Genomic DNA, 13,566 nt, shown 5'->3' with positions numbered 1-13,566 from the left:
TATCAGGTAGGAAACGGACTCGTCCACCCCTTGTTCACTGTTTACTGTTCACTGTACCTGTACTCAGGAACCGTGTAGGTAGTTCACACTCTTTGGCTGTTGTTGACCCATCCACTCTAAAATTCGATTCCACGCCCACCACGGATCGGGGTCTTGTGCTTGGCGTTGACATTTTTGACTACTGATATAACCAACATGACCACCGTAACGAGTCAGCAACAAATCTATTGCTGAGTTTTTCGCACAAGCGGCTTGTAAATCAGGTATAATAGCAGGCTCAAAAAACGGGTCATCTTCAGCGTAGATAATTAAAGTCGGTTTGGACAGATGTGGCAGAAGTGGTAAAGCGCTGCTTGCGTCGTAGTAAGCATCTACTGTGGGAAAACCCAACCGCCCAATCACGAGTTCCTCGTCAAAACCCCAGATACTGTTAGCTCTTTCAATCGCCTCAGGCTCAAGAGTTCCAGGATGAGCATCATGAATTTGCCATGCGAGTTTATTCAACTGGCGTGCGATCGACCTTTCTAAATATTTTCCTATAGGATGTTTGACCAGAAAAGAAAGCGATCGCCCGGAATCCAAACTCGGACAAATAACAGCAGCACCTCCAATCTCGCTATCTTCTAGCCCTAAATCCGCATCCTCTTTGACGAGTTCCACCGCAGCCTTAACTGCCCATAGCGCCAATTGTCCACCCAGAGAATACCCCATAAACCAAAATTTTCCTGGGCATCCCATTGCTTTGGCAGTTGCTGCGATGCGAACAAAATCTTCTCCCTCGTACAACCCATCACTTGTTAACGTTGGCGACAACAAAGCTGTCTTACCATGAGCACGCCAATCAAACAGTACTACAGCATACCCTTGAGCATATGCTTTACGTCCCAATAGCTTGAGGTACCATTGGTTATCCAAATCGCCTGTAATGCCGTAAGTGCCCACAATAGTGCCATGAGCATTGTCAGGGATGGCTACCCAGCCAAAGATAGGAACCCCTTTGGCACCCGTAAAGATTTTTTCTTCATAAGGCGGTTCTGGATTTTCTGTTGTATGTTCCCAATCACGACTAGCCCACAAAGCGGTGTAGAGAGTCTGGACGGTACCGTCTTGCAAAAACCACGGTGGACTGTAAGAGGAGTAACACATTGGGACAGCTTTTTAGTATAGTTTGGGTTTAGCACCACAATCCTTTAATTTTAATCTTTATGTTAGATTTAAAATATTTTTTATAATCAATACAGCAATCTTTGTATCTACCAAAGGTTGTTAATTATCCTTAATAAGTAGTAATAAATTTTTAATAATGCCGAGGATTCTTGTCATAGACGATGATGCCGCAATTTCAGAACTCGTTGCCGTCAACTTAGAAATGGCTGGTTATGATGTCAGCCAAGCTGAAGACGGCATCAAAGGTCAGGCGCTTGCTCTCCAGCTACAGCCAGATTTGATTATGCTCGACTTGATGCTCCCGAGGGTAAATGGATTTACTGTTTGCCAACGCCTGCGGAGGGATGAGCGTACTGCCGAGATTCCCGTGTTGATGTTAACGGCTTTGAGCCAAACTCAGGATAAAGTCGAAGGCTTCAATGCTGGTGCAGATGATTATCTCACTAAACCGTTTGAAGTTGAAGAAATGTTGGCACGGGTGCGAGCACTCTTGCGACGTACGGATCGAATTCCTCAAGCTGCAAAGCACAGTGAAATTCTGAGTTACGGACCAATGACCTTGGTTCCAGAACGATTTGAGGCAATATGGTTCACTCAGACCGTAAAACTGACTCATCTAGAGTTTGAACTTCTGCACTGCTTGCTTCAACGCCACGGTCAGACAGTTTCTCCAAGTGAAATTCTTCGAGAAGTTTGGGGTTATGATCCAGATGATGATATAGAAACTATTCGCGTACACATCCGCCACCTGAGAACCAAACTAGAACCTGATCCCCGCCATCCTCGTTATATAAAAACGGTGTATGGTGCAGGTTACTGCTTGGAGTTACCCAGTTTACCTCAGTCAACTGAAGGTGCTTCTGCAACATCAGGAGTTCAGTAACAACAGCCAAATAATGGAGGTGCTGATCCTGCTCGTCGTCGCAACGTGTCTCATGCAGTCGTGTACACTGCCGATAGATCGACGCATAGCAAGGTGTGTTTAGATATCGGTTTGGAAGCGAGTCCAAAGGGGGCGTGGTTTCAGTAGATAGAGGATAAACTCATTCTTGCGCTCCCGAGATAGATTGTTACCCTCACTTTACTTATCACTTCAGTTGTTCACTCAAAAAATTGACACTCTACGCTACGGAAAATGAGAGAGTGTCAATAGTATGTAGTGTAGCCAATTTGTTTGACTTTCTGGGTATCTCGTGTACAGACGCTACGCGTAAGTTTCAAAGGGACACGCAGCGCGCTTACTAACCGTAAAGCCCTGCTGTGAGCAACGAACTGCTTACTTTCCCAAGATAAATAGCCAGGACTTCACACCCCTGGCTATAAATAGGCAAATTACGTGTGAATTCACCTCAGCCTATTATTTTTTTACACCCAAGGATTTCTTATGGGTCACAAGGTAGATGCCTAGCACTGATAATCCAACAATACCTGCTGGCTCAGGAATTTGTTTCGCTGGTGTTATCCGAGTCATTCTGGCATAAATGCCTGCCGTAGTTCTATCATCTTCAAAAACGCTAAATTTGTTAACAGTTGTATTCCCACCGTTTTGGCTAAAGCCAATTAAATTCAGTTGATATTCGTTTCCTTCAAAGTAGAAATTGCGAGTGTCAAAGTTGTCCTTTATATACACAATATCTGCATCGTCCTCAGGATTCACTCCTAAGTTTGTTGTATTCACAAGCTGAAAGCCGAAGTTGAAAACTTCCCTGAAAGTACCAGGATTAGTGAATGATAGAGTGAGATTTAAAGGCACGGAATCAACACTCGTGCTTTGCTCAACCTTGCCATTGTAATACTCTAAATCGCCCACCTTAAACAGCGAACCAACGTCGTCTGCGGAAAAGGGATTTCCAGTAAAGGTCAGCTCATTTGCAGCAGTTCCATAGTTGTTTTGACGATCATCTGGACGAGAACGTCCCCAAGTAAATGTGTTCGTTCCCACACCGGAAAAAACCGGATCGGTATTGCTCCCTGGATCAGGTGTTCCCCAGATACCACTCGAGTTGCCTAAAATAGTTAGACCCTGAGCGTGATTGGAGAAACCAAATGCTGTGATCAAACTCACAGCAAAAGTTGACAAAGCAGCAGCAAAAACTGAACTTAGTTTCATAGCTAGGCTTTCACTCCTATCCAGGAGCTTTTCTCAAATAAGTACCCAGTCTACCTTAATAAATTTATAGAAATTTTGCCAATAGATTAATAAAGTTTTTGTGAATTTTTTGGATAATTTTTTTTAAATCTTATCAAAGCAATTTTGTTGGAGTATTGGTTAGAATTAGGACTCGATAAGGGTTTGACAAAATAATTAGTATTAATAATAAATCATCTAGCTTCCAGTGTATTACCTTCTGATGAAAGAAAATTAAAACTCATACTTACATAATAGTGAACAGCCATCTGTTATCAGTTCAACCAGCGTTTTTTTGATTTATTCACAAATTAATTTGTGAGGGCTGATTGGCGTTTTCCTGTATCCATTTTGAGGATGACATGATAACTGCTTGCTGATAACAAATAACTGTTCATTGTGAAAGTGACAGAGTCGTCTTTGTCACAAATTTGTCGTGTTCCTTTTAAGGAGCAAGGGCGTTACCGCGAAGTAAGCTACCAAGCGTCTTGGCGGTTATTTTGAGCTGAGTGATGGGATTAGCTGGGACAACTGTCTTATAGAGATAGCTATCAAAAGTGAGACGTTGGACATCGCGATCATCACACATTTCTACAAAAGCTTCGCGAGTGGCGTCAGAACGATAAAATACGGTTTGTAGAAGGTCTAACACCTTGTAAGTGAGTCCGTATTTCCGATCCCAGCGCTTCAAGTAGACCTTGAGGTCAGCTTCTGTAGGAATGCGGTTACCACCGTTGGACATTTCTACGATAGTTTCCGCACACATCCGTCCGGACTTAGCAGCAAAATAAATGCCTTCACCAGACGATTTGGTCACATAGCCAGCAGCATCACCTATTAAAGCGATTCTTCCGACAACGCGACGGGGACGAGGATGTTCAGGAATGGGGTGTGCTTCTACTTTGATAATTTGACCACCAACCAGCTTGCGGGCAGCACGGGCGCGGATACCAGCTTGCAATTGTTTGATGCGGGCTTTATTAACCTGCATCGTACCAGTACCCACTGCAACGTGGTCGTATTTGGGGAATACCCAAGCGTAGAAGTCAGGAGACACATCGTCGCCGACATACATTTCAGCAAGGTCTTCGTAGTAGACCATTTTGTCTTTGGGTAGACGAATACGCTCTTGGAAGGCGATCGCATAATTATAATCCCCCGCATCCATCTCTTTCGCAATGCGGGAATTTGCCCCATCTGCGCCAATAATCACATCAACTTCCAGGGTTTTGGCAATACCCAAAGCACCACCTTCTGTATGATCTAGGTAATGAATGGTGTAGGGGTCTGTATTGTTGGTGGGAAAATTGAGTTTATGAACAGTGGCATTAATTAAATTTGCCCCTAGTTTTGCCGCACGATCCCGCAGGTAACCATCCAGCACCTCACGGCGGCACATTCCTATATATTCATCTTCGTTTACTAGATTGATATCAACCTCACGATTGGAGGGTGAAATCATTTTCATCTTCCGCACTTGACGATCAATGATATTCGGCGGCAGGTCAAATTCACTCACCATGCACAGAGGAATTGCACCGCCACACGGCTTAGCATTGTCTAGCTTGCGTTCAAAGAGGTAGGTTTCAATTCCGGCTTTGGCTAGCGTTTCTGCAGCTGATGAACCAGCTGGACCGGACCCAACAACAGCAACCCGTAGTGTCAAAGGTCTTCTCCCAATCTTGACATATACCGAAAGAATGGTATCACGCTCTTTTGACTAATTTCGCGCTCTGGTTTCCAGATTTGACATAAATGCAAAGTTCCTTAATATTTCGCAAGAGTTTCAATGCCCTTTGGGCAGGGTGTAAGGGTGTAAGGGTATGAGGGTGTAGGGGAAAAGAGGGGAAGAGGGGTGGACAAGAGTGGAAGAAGTAAAATTGTCTTTCCCCCCTTACACCCCTTAGCTTCGATCAGGCTCATCGCTTTTGCTCATTGCTTATTTTGGGAGGCGCTACACTATGTTTATCTTCCTTTGCTGAGACACTTATGTCTGTTGCCAAAGACCAAACTACTGCACCAGATACCCAAGAGCAAGAGTGGGATGATATTATATTCCCACCTGGCGACCTTTATAGTGATGAACCACCCTTGGAAACGGATCTCCATCGAGAACAAATTGATCTGCTCATTAGCCTGCTCAAGTGGTGGTGGCGAAACCGTCAAGATTTTTATGTTTCCGGTAATCTCACTATTTACTTCAGTCCCAACAAGCGTAAATCACAAGATTTCCGAGGACCAGATTTCTTTGTTGTTTTAGATACTGAACGTAAACCTCGCAAAAGTTGGGTAGTGTGGGAAGAAGAGGGCAAATACCCGAATGTGATTGTAGAATTGCTTTCTCCATCAACTGCTGATACTGACCGAGGTTTGAAAAAGAAAATTTACCAGGATACTTTCCGCACTTTTGACTATTTCTGGTTCGATCCCGAAACATTAGAATTTGCAGGCTTTCACTTGGTGGAAGGCAAATATCAACCGTTAGAACCTAATTCAGAGGGTTGGCTGTGGAGTCAGCAACTTGAGCTTTTTTTAGGTATTCATCAGCAACAATTGCGTTTTTTCTCAGTTGATGGACAACTCGTTCCTACGCCAGAGGAAGCAGCAGCACAGGCGGAGGCTTTGTTGGCTCGATATCGCGAACGCTTTGGTGAATTACCTGAGAGTTAGAGGGAAAAAATTTTCGATGCGATGATCGCCTATCCTGAATTTAGAACTATTCATGAGCCAGGAAAACCATGAAATTCACGCGCATCACTGTTAACCCAAATCAAATGGGTGGTGTTCCTTGTATCAGGGGGTTGCGGATTCCTGTCGCTACTGTGGTGGGAATGTTTGCTGAGGGGATGCGAGAGAATGAAATTTTGCAGGCGTTTCCAGATTTGGAACCAGAAGACATCACAGAGGCTTTACACTACGCCGCCGTTGCAGTTGCTGAACGTGAATTGCCTCTCGTTAATATATGAAATTTTTAGTAGACAACGCTTTATCGCCTCTAATTGCCCAAGGACTTCAGCAGGAGGGGTATGATGCAGTTCATATTCGTGATTACGGAATGCAAGCAGCCTCAGACACAGAGGTGTTCGCAACAGCTGCTACTGAAGACCGAATTATCATTTCTGCCGACACCGATTTTGGCACGTTGTTAGCACTGCGACAGGAAAGCAAGCCATCAGTGATTTTGTTCCGTCGCAGGAGTGAACGCCGTCCCCATAGACAGCTACAGATTTTGCTGGCAAACTTGCTCTCTATTCAAGAAGCGTTACAACAAGGTAGCGTAGTGATCTTGGAGCAAAGTCGCATTCGTATTCGTGCATTGCCAATTGACAGTGAAGATGAATAAACTATGTCATTTCCTTGGGAAATGAACACTCAACGGTAACCTTCAAGTTACTTTTAGCAGTCCCTTTTGTCACATAAGGTATGCCTGCTTGTCCACCCAATTCGATACCAAATTCTAAAGTCACTTTATTGACTCCTGGGATGGGAAGTTGCTTAAATGCATTCAGGCTACAAAGCGTGTAAGCACGAATCGTGGTGTGAATTATCTGAAAATTTTGCACAATTTGCTTGCGCACAGCTTCCGGACTGATTCCCTTGTCAATCAGTGCTTCTTCCTCTTCCTCTGCGGGTTCTTCAGCGATAACTAAGGGAACGTTCACGTCGTCTGTGGCTTCAATGTAGATAATCGTGTTGTCATCTAGCTGGATGGGTGTGAGTTTGGTCATAGTAAGAATTGCTAATTTCAAAGAATAAAATAAATTATCATAATACTACTGCATTTATACCGAAAATATTGACTGGGAGATTGTATCTGTTTAATGACTCTATAAAACAGGAGCGAAGCTGTCTTTTATGAGCCGAGACGCTTTGGTAGTTGGAATTAATACTTATAGTTATGAGCGTTTAACTGCTTTGACAGCACCTGCACAAGATGCAGAGGCGATCGCCACTCTCTTACAAAACTACGGCGAATTTAACGTCAAGCGACTACCTGGTGTTAAGGATAAGCAGAATAACACAATTCGCGTTGGTCAGAAAACTCAAGTTACATTAACTCAACTCGAAGAAGCGATCGTTCAACTGTTTAAGCCAGAAGGCAAAAATATTCCAGATACTGCGCTGCTGTATTTTTCTGGTCATGGATTGCGTAAAAATAAAGGAATTCAGGAAGGCTTTCTTGCTACCAGCGATGTCAACCCCGATTTGGGAAACTGGGGAATTCGCTTGAAATGGCTGCGCGAACTACTGCAAGAAAGTCCAATCAAACAGCAGATTATCTGGTTGGATTGCTGTTACAGTGGTGAGTTGCTGAATTTTGCTGAAGCCGATCCGGGGGATAGGGGGAAAGGAAGAGATAGGTGTTTTATCGCTGCATCAAGAGAATTCGAGGTTGCTTATGAGGCGATTAGTAGCAATCATAGTGTGCTGACAGACGCTTTACTGCAAGCACTTGACCCCAAACGCAATTCTGGTACTTGGGTGACAAATTACACTCTTATTGATGTTCTCAATCAACGTTTACAAGCATTCCCCCAGCGTCCCTTGTTTGCTAACTCCGGTGGTGCAATTAACCTGACTCGCACTTGGAAAGTGCCAGATATTGAGTCTAGTCATTCAGTTGTCACGAGCATTTGTCCTTATCGGGGATTGCAATACTTTGACTGCACTCCAGAAGATGCCCAGTATTTTTACGGTAGAGAAGCGCTTACAGACCAACTTTTAGAACGAGTGCGAGCAGGGAATTTCTTGGCGGTACTGGGAGCATCTGGGAGTGGTAAGTCGAGTGTCGTCAGGGCAGGATTACTTTATCAGCTGAGGCTGGGGCGGCGGTTATCAGGTAGTGAGACTTGGCAAATCAAGATTTTTCAACCGGGTGAGCATCCACTGCAAAGTTTAGCACTTGCTTTTGTGGATTCGGAGTTATCAGGTATTGACCGGGCATCCCAGTTAGCAAAAGCAGAGGAATTGATTGCCAAGAAAGCTGAGGGGTTAAGATATTTGATTGACACTGCGGACACTAAGCGGGTGTTGCTGGTGGCGGATCAATTTGAGGAAGTCTTTACCCTGTGCAAAGACATCACCGAACGACAGCAGTTTTTTGAGTGCCTGTTGGGTGCTTTGGAGAAGACAGGCGATAAACTCTGTTTGGTGCTGACGATGCGGGCGGATTTTTTTGGCAAGTGTGCCGAGCAAGAGTATAGCGGACTAGCGCAGCAGATTCAGCAAAATCTGGTGACAGTTACGCCCATGAACTCAGAAGAGTTGAGACAGGCGATTGTCGAACCTGCGAAACAGGTAAGTTTGGAAGTTGAGCCAGAACTCGTTAACCAAATCATTGCCGATGTGGAAGGTTCACCGGGAAGCTTGCCGTTATTGCAATTCACACTCACAGAAATTTGTCAACAGCGAGAAGACGAAAAATTAACGCTCTCCACATATACGCGGCTTGGTGGAGTCAAGGGAACGCTGCAAAAACGTGCTAATCAGGTTTATGAATCTTTATCAACCGACGAGCAAGTAGCAGCAAAGCAGATTTTTCTGGAACTGACACAGCTAGGAGAAGGAACAGAAGATACTCGCAGGCAGGTTTTACAACGAGATTTAGTCACATCGCAGCAATCACCGGGTTTAGTGGAGGAGGTGATTCAAAAGTTAGCAGATGCCAAGTTGGTTGTCACCAGCACCTTAATTGAGAAAGGGGCGAACTCAGGTAAAGTTCCGGTGGTCGATGTTGCCCATGAAGCACTGATTCGTCATTGGTCATTATTACGAAAATGGCTTGATGAAAACCGAGACAAACTCAGACAAAAACGCAAAATTGAGACGGCGGCTTTTGAGTGGCGAGAGAGGGGAAAGACGAAGGATTATTTACTGCAGGGAAAACCATTGCAAGAAGCAAGGGCATTTCAGCAGGAGCAAGTTGGAAACTTGATGCTATCAGATTTGGCTCAAGATTTGATTCAACAAAGCTTGAGACATAAACGGGATAATCGAATCAAGTTTTTTGGATTAGGTTTAATTATTTCCCTTGGTTTAGCAGTACTTCTAAGTACTGTAATTGAGAGATTTACAATAAGGCAACTACAACAGATTATCAAACATGCTAAGGGAAAGGAATATAGTGCGCAAAGAAATAAGGCATTAGAAAAACTAGTAAAAATGGGTGTCATAATTAACAAGATTAACATTGACCTCAGTCAAACAAACCTCAAGGATATCAACCTCAGCGATGGCATTCTCAATGGTGTCAACTTTAGCGGTGCAAAGCTCATCGGTACCAACTTCTACAAAGCCAAGCTTGATAGTGCCAACTTCAGCAAAGCAGATCTTCGCGTTTGCTTTCTTAACGGTGCTAGTCTCAACGGAGCTAACTTCACCAGTGCCAACCTCAGCTTCGCCTTGCCTAGAAATGCCCATCTCTTCAAAGCCATCCTTACCAAAACCGACCTTCGTAAAGCCAACTTCAGTGGTAGCGATCTCACTGCTGCTGACCTCAGTAGTGCTAACCTTAGTGATGCTGACCTCAGTGGTGCCTACTTTGGAGGTGCGAACCTTAATGGTGCGAACCTTAATGGTGCGAATCTTAATGGTGCCCACTTCAACAGTTATCCCGTCTTTGGTTATCCCGTCTTTGGTAGTGCCAAAAACCTGACTCCTGAACAAGTTAAATCTGCCCGAAATTGGGAGAAGGCGTACTACGATGATGAGTTTCGTGTCAAGCTGGGTTTGCCATCGCAGAAGTAGGGACAAGGAACCGCAGAAGCGATGCCAAAATAGCTATGTCATATGCGCGTTGCATTCATACAGAGAATTTTCCCTCTCCCTATCTCTTTCTCTGTGTTCTCTGCGCCCACCGCGAACGAGTGCGGGAGGAACATCCACACCGCAAATTCGCTCTGGTGCGGTTTTTTTCTCTCTGTTCGCGTTTGCGCAGCGCCCCCAAACGGGGCTAGCGTGTCCCCTTGGGACATAGGCAACTTAGTATCACAATTGAGGAAAAGTTATTTTATGAGCCGAGACCCTAAGGAAGGAAGCTTGAAACACAGACGCGTTCCCTGTTCCCTACCTCAACGAGTTCGTTTATAAACCAAACCGGATTCCTATATTTTACATTTTGCAAACATGATGAAGCAGATGTTTAGTAGCTTAACCTAATTAAACGTAAAATGTCATTAATTCGCTCCACGTTTCGGGTCGAGCTAAATAATCGCAAAGACTCTATTTTACGCTTTTCAATGTTGATCTACTTATCAGAATGAATTTAGTGCATAAGTCACTCTTGCTTTCACCTATGAGATAAGTAGAGGTGTATTTACAAAATCTTTTTAATATTGTTTTTACCCGTGATCACTCCCATGATAACTCATCATTGCAAGTCAGTATCTGTATCACTTATGTCCGCAGACCTATTAATTTGGTCTGTTGTGGAAACTCCGGTGACACTGCATCAAAAGGACGGTAATCGATTCCATATAGTACTGACTGCACCACCTGTCACAGATTGTGAAATGACAAACTTTTTCAGTACAGAGAGTATAGGTAGCCAAGAGCAAGGTAATGCTGATGTCAACACCAGTCGCCGAATCTTGTGGTTAGAGATTTCTCCAAAACGAGTCGTCATGACTATGCAAGGTAACGCTCAAATGAGTTACCGTCACATTTGGCAACAGGGCGTTTCTGGCACCACTTACTATTGGTTGCCAAATGATTTACAACAACAAAATTCACAACAACCAAATAAACCTATTCGCTTGCGGAATTTTACTCGTCATCTAACAGTGAGCGGACACCCTTTGCCAGAGAATTTATCTGTAGAATATGAATTGTGGGTGGGAGATCTCCTAGTGGGAAGTTATGTCCTCAATTTGAATATTAAACATTAAAAACGGATCTAACAGGGGCATCTTAGAAAAGCAGTCACATATTGCCATATTCGTTGTATATTATAAATCACTAACTTCAAGTGTAAAAACTGAAGAAATTGACTTAAATGCACTAAATAAAAATATAAAACAACCAGTTAGTGACTTATATGAATTCTGCTATTTCTACTATTTTTGCCATTAGCTTAGGAGCAATCCCAGGTGCCCTAAGTCGTTATTATCTTACTTTATTTTTTACGTCTCGCTTCGGGACAGCATTTCCTTATGGAACCTTTTTTATTAATATAACTGGGGCTTTTTTGATGGGTTTTTTTACTAGTCTCACATCCAAGTTTGGGATTTCTCAGGTTGTGCAATTATTAGTAGCCGTAGGATTTTTAGGATCATACACTACTTTTTCTACTTATGCCCTAGACACCTCAAATGTGTTACAAGCTAGGGGCTATAAAACTGCTTTACTTTATTGGTTGAGTAGTCCGTTATTAGGGTTTATTAGTATAGAGTTGGGAATCTTGTTAGCAAGAATGATATAATTTTTTGATTCTCTTCATGTCTGGACACATATCATTTTTTTGACAAGTTTATTTACAGTTAGTCGAATGAGTTTTCATTCCTTTCTAATATGGAAAAATTTAGCGCAGATAACTCCTAACTGAAAGCATACCATTCCTAATACGGCACTACAGAGCCAGTAGAACAAACCAATTTCTAAGTTACCTTGTTGAAGCAACTTGGCTGTATCTAACTCATAAGTTGAAAACGTAGTATAAGACCCTAAAAAGCCGGTGGTGACTAGCAGTCGGGCATCAAGATAAATCGTTCTTAATGCTCTTATTAACAATGTGGTAAAGAAACCCATAACAAAACAACCACTGATGTTAATAATCAGTGTACCGTAGGGAAATTCTGTACCAAAAAGCTGATTGAACCATAAACCGAGATAATAGCGCGAAAGCGCTCCAGCAATTGCGCCAAGACTGATTGCAACAGCGGCGCGAATGACAGGATTTTGCAGCATAGGAATACATTCAGAATCATAGAATGCTTTTTCATGTTATACAATTTCGTTTTGTTGCTCAATCTAATACTTATGTTCATTACTGCAAAAATAGCGAAGGAGCAGTGAAGCTCCGACAAATCAGAGGAAAAGCTTCACTACTCCTATACATTTGGTGGTTTTGCATCAAAATCCTTCTTTACTGACTATGAAGGATTAGAAGCGGTAACCAACTCCGGCTTGTAAGCTCAGGGCGTCAGAATCACTGTCCCTATAGGCGTCAATACCCCACTTAGCATCACCATAGAGAACGGTGTTTTTAGCCACTTGTGTTTCCGCACCAACAGTTAAGACAGGTGCATTCTTATTTCCCAACTGGCTTGCATAACCTTCATTAGTCTGAAAAGCGTAACCACCACCGATGTAAACGTTAGTGTTTTTAGCGATGGGTGCATCGTATGTTAGTGTTGGTATAATTGCTGTTGAATCACCACCAAACAGAACAGAACCGCGAACAGAAACAGGCGCATTCGGAACGGCGTACCGTCCTTGAACATTTCCACCTAATACAGCCGCATCATTTTGTCTTCCGCCATTGGTGACGCCAGCAGAAACACCAGCACCAACGTAGCTACCGTTCATACCACGTGTTGCAGCTTCTTGAGTTGGAACGTTTTGAGCTGAAGCAATACCAGCAGAAAGAACAACAGAAGCAACAGCAATTGTAGAAGCTAATAATTTTGTAAATTTCATAGGTTTCTTTTACTAGAGTGAATTAGTGCAATCAATCTTCTCTAGTACTAGAATCCCTTTTTTAACAAAATTTAACCTCACGCACTTAGGCTATCCAAGTGGGTGAAACTGTTTCACCCATTTGGGTGAACAAAGTAGACAATTTAAGGTTCAGAAATCTACAATCGTTATAGTGTTGAGGATATTTACTGTTCATCCAATAGCTCCTTGGCAACATCATCCAGTTTTTTGTTTGTATCATCATATAACTTAAACAAGCGTCTACTAGCAGCTCCAGAGGTAAGCCCTACAGCTGTTGTTGCTGTTGCAACTGATACATTATTTCTGCAAACTGAAACAGCAGTTGCGATACCAAAGATGACAGTCGCTGTTGCTAAACCGACAGCTAGATTAAAACTTATACTCGCTTGCCTGGAGCGTTCTTTGTACCATTGTGTTGCAATATTATTGCTGAAATACTGTGGATTCATGTTAATTTTGAATGGTTTGTTCATGACCATTTCCTTAAAAAACTAGGATTGAAGCTCTTATCTCAGATTTAACCTTGAATTTTGGAGAGTAGGCGGTTTAGGCACTAAAAATCACATTTTTCGCAGTCTGAGAGTTGCTGAGTGACAAAACCATCCAGATTCAAC

14 protein-coding genes are annotated in these 13,566 nt (G+C 43.1%); 7 read left to right on the top strand and 7 right to left on the bottom strand.

Going from position 1 to position 13,566, the window contains the following annotated elements:
• Positions 1-63 precede the first annotated feature (63 nt).
• Complete coding sequence (locus tag DP116_RS08290) at positions 64-1,146, bottom strand: YheT family hydrolase (protein WP_169154738.1); 1,083 nt, start codon at positions 1,144-1,146, stop codon at positions 64-66.
• A 157-nt stretch (positions 1,147-1,303) separates the two neighbouring features.
• Between DP116_RS08290 and rpaA the strand changes: the two genes are divergently transcribed.
• Positions 1,304-2,050 (top strand): two component system response regulator RpaA, encoded by a 747-nt coding sequence (rpaA, locus tag DP116_RS08285; RefSeq protein WP_169154737.1) that lies wholly within the window; start codon positions 1,304-1,306, stop codon positions 2,048-2,050.
• A 474-nt stretch (positions 2,051-2,524) separates the two neighbouring features.
• On the opposite strand, the gene DP116_RS08280 is transcribed toward rpaA, so the two are convergent.
• The gene (locus DP116_RS08280; RefSeq protein WP_169154736.1) at positions 2,525-3,277 is read right to left on the bottom strand and encodes a choice-of-anchor K domain-containing protein; all 753 of its coding nucleotides are present in this window, start codon (positions 3,275-3,277) and stop codon (positions 2,525-2,527) included.
• 463 nt (positions 3,278-3,740) lie between these two features.
• A complete protein-coding gene (chlP, locus tag DP116_RS08275; RefSeq protein ID WP_169154735.1) occupies positions 3,741-4,961 on the bottom strand; it encodes a geranylgeranyl reductase in 1,221 nt (406 codons plus the stop codon).
• Positions 4,962-5,284: 323 nt separating this feature from the next.
• Between chlP and DP116_RS08270 the strand changes: the two genes are divergently transcribed.
• The 3 genes from DP116_RS08270 (at position 5,285) to DP116_RS08260 (ending at position 6,638) form a co-directional block, all read left to right on the top strand.
• Positions 5,285-5,965, top strand: coding sequence for a Uma2 family endonuclease (locus tag DP116_RS08270; RefSeq protein ID WP_169154734.1), 681 nt, complete (start codon positions 5,285-5,287; stop codon positions 5,963-5,965).
• A 68-nt stretch (positions 5,966-6,033) separates the two neighbouring features.
• On the top strand, positions 6,034-6,261 hold the full coding sequence (locus tag DP116_RS08265; protein ID WP_169154733.1) for a DUF433 domain-containing protein: 228 nt from the start codon (positions 6,034-6,036) through the stop codon (positions 6,259-6,261).
• Complete coding sequence (locus tag DP116_RS08260; protein WP_169154732.1) at positions 6,258-6,638, top strand: DUF5615 family PIN-like protein; 381 nt, start codon at positions 6,258-6,260, stop codon at positions 6,636-6,638. Before DP116_RS08265 ends, DP116_RS08260 begins: the two co-directional genes overlap by 4 nt.
• A 1-nt stretch (position 6,639) precedes the next feature.
• Here DP116_RS08260 and DP116_RS08255 read toward each other — a convergent pair whose 3' ends face one another.
• Positions 6,640-7,023 (bottom strand): CU044_2847 family protein, encoded by a 384-nt coding sequence (locus DP116_RS08255; RefSeq protein ID WP_169154731.1) that lies wholly within the window; start codon positions 7,021-7,023, stop codon positions 6,640-6,642.
• Positions 7,024-7,150: 127 nt separating this feature from the next.
• On the opposite strand from DP116_RS08255, the gene DP116_RS08250 reads away from it, so the two are divergent.
• The 3 genes from DP116_RS08250 to crcB (DP116_RS08240) all read left to right on the top strand — a co-directional run bounded on the left by DP116_RS08250 (position 7,151) and on the right by crcB (DP116_RS08240) (position 11,714).
• Positions 7,151-10,042 carry an nSTAND1 domain-containing NTPase gene (locus DP116_RS08250; protein WP_169154730.1) on the top strand — a complete coding sequence of 964 codons (2,892 nt, stop codon included), beginning with the start codon at positions 7,151-7,153 and terminating at the stop codon, positions 10,040-10,042.
• 611 nt (positions 10,043-10,653) lie between these two features.
• On the top strand, positions 10,654-11,181 hold the full coding sequence (locus DP116_RS08245) for a hypothetical protein (protein ID WP_169154729.1): 528 nt from the start codon (positions 10,654-10,656) through the stop codon (positions 11,179-11,181).
• A 149-nt stretch (positions 11,182-11,330) separates the two neighbouring features.
• A complete protein-coding gene (crcB, locus tag DP116_RS08240; RefSeq protein WP_169154728.1) occupies positions 11,331-11,714 on the top strand; it encodes a fluoride efflux transporter CrcB in 384 nt (127 codons plus the stop codon).
• Positions 11,715-11,788: 74 nt separating this feature from the next.
• On the opposite strand, the gene crcB (DP116_RS08235) is transcribed toward crcB (DP116_RS08240), so the two are convergent.
• From crcB (DP116_RS08235) to DP116_RS08225, 3 genes are all read right to left on the bottom strand, one after another.
• Positions 11,789-12,199, bottom strand: a complete 411-nt coding sequence (gene crcB, locus DP116_RS08235; RefSeq protein WP_169154727.1) for a fluoride efflux transporter CrcB — start codon at positions 12,197-12,199, stop codon at positions 11,789-11,791.
• A 195-nt stretch (positions 12,200-12,394) separates the two neighbouring features.
• On the bottom strand, positions 12,395-12,931 hold the full coding sequence (locus tag DP116_RS08230) for an outer membrane beta-barrel protein (RefSeq protein ID WP_169154726.1): 537 nt from the start codon (positions 12,929-12,931) through the stop codon (positions 12,395-12,397).
• Positions 12,932-13,116: 185 nt separating this feature from the next.
• A complete protein-coding gene (locus tag DP116_RS08225) occupies positions 13,117-13,425 on the bottom strand; it encodes a TRADD-N-associated membrane domain-containing protein (protein WP_169154725.1) in 309 nt (102 codons plus the stop codon).
• Positions 13,426-13,566 lie beyond the last annotated feature (141 nt).

This window comes from Brasilonema bromeliae SPC951 (assembly GCF_012912135.1).
In the GTDB taxonomy this organism is placed as follows: Bacteria; Cyanobacteriota; Cyanobacteriia; order Cyanobacteriales; family Nostocaceae; genus Brasilonema; species Brasilonema bromeliae.
This window is presented reverse-complemented; position numbering and strand designations above follow the sequence as displayed.

Excerpts from the sequence above, each read along its gene's own strand:
- DP116_RS08290 (WP_169154738.1), bottom strand. The coding sequence starts at position 1,146 with ATGTGTTACTCCTCTTACAGTCCACCGTGGTTTTTGCAAGACGGTACC.
- rpaA (WP_169154737.1), top strand. The coding sequence starts at position 1,304 with ATGCCGAGGATTCTTGTCATAGACGATGATGCCGCAATTTCAGAACTC.
- DP116_RS08280 (WP_169154736.1), bottom strand. The coding sequence starts at position 3,277 with ATGAAACTAAGTTCAGTTTTTGCTGCTGCTTTGTCAACTTTTGCTGTG.
- DP116_RS08270 (WP_169154734.1), top strand. The coding sequence starts at position 5,285 with ATGTCTGTTGCCAAAGACCAAACTACTGCACCAGATACCCAAGAGCAA.
- DP116_RS08265 (WP_169154733.1), top strand. The coding sequence starts at position 6,034 with ATGAAATTCACGCGCATCACTGTTAACCCAAATCAAATGGGTGGTGTT.
- DP116_RS08260 (WP_169154732.1), top strand. The coding sequence starts at position 6,258 with ATGAAATTTTTAGTAGACAACGCTTTATCGCCTCTAATTGCCCAAGGA.
- DP116_RS08255 (WP_169154731.1), bottom strand. The coding sequence starts at position 7,023 with ATGACCAAACTCACACCCATCCAGCTAGATGACAACACGATTATCTAC.
- DP116_RS08250 (WP_169154730.1), top strand. The coding sequence starts at position 7,151 with ATGAGCCGAGACGCTTTGGTAGTTGGAATTAATACTTATAGTTATGAG.
- DP116_RS08245 (WP_169154729.1), top strand. The coding sequence starts at position 10,654 with ATGATAACTCATCATTGCAAGTCAGTATCTGTATCACTTATGTCCGCA.
- crcB (WP_169154728.1), top strand. The coding sequence starts at position 11,331 with ATGAATTCTGCTATTTCTACTATTTTTGCCATTAGCTTAGGAGCAATC.
- crcB (WP_169154727.1), bottom strand. The coding sequence starts at position 12,199 with ATGCTGCAAAATCCTGTCATTCGCGCCGCTGTTGCAATCAGTCTTGGC.
- DP116_RS08230 (WP_169154726.1), bottom strand. The coding sequence starts at position 12,931 with ATGAAATTTACAAAATTATTAGCTTCTACAATTGCTGTTGCTTCTGTT.
- DP116_RS08225 (WP_169154725.1), bottom strand. The coding sequence starts at position 13,425 with ATGAACAAACCATTCAAAATTAACATGAATCCACAGTATTTCAGCAAT.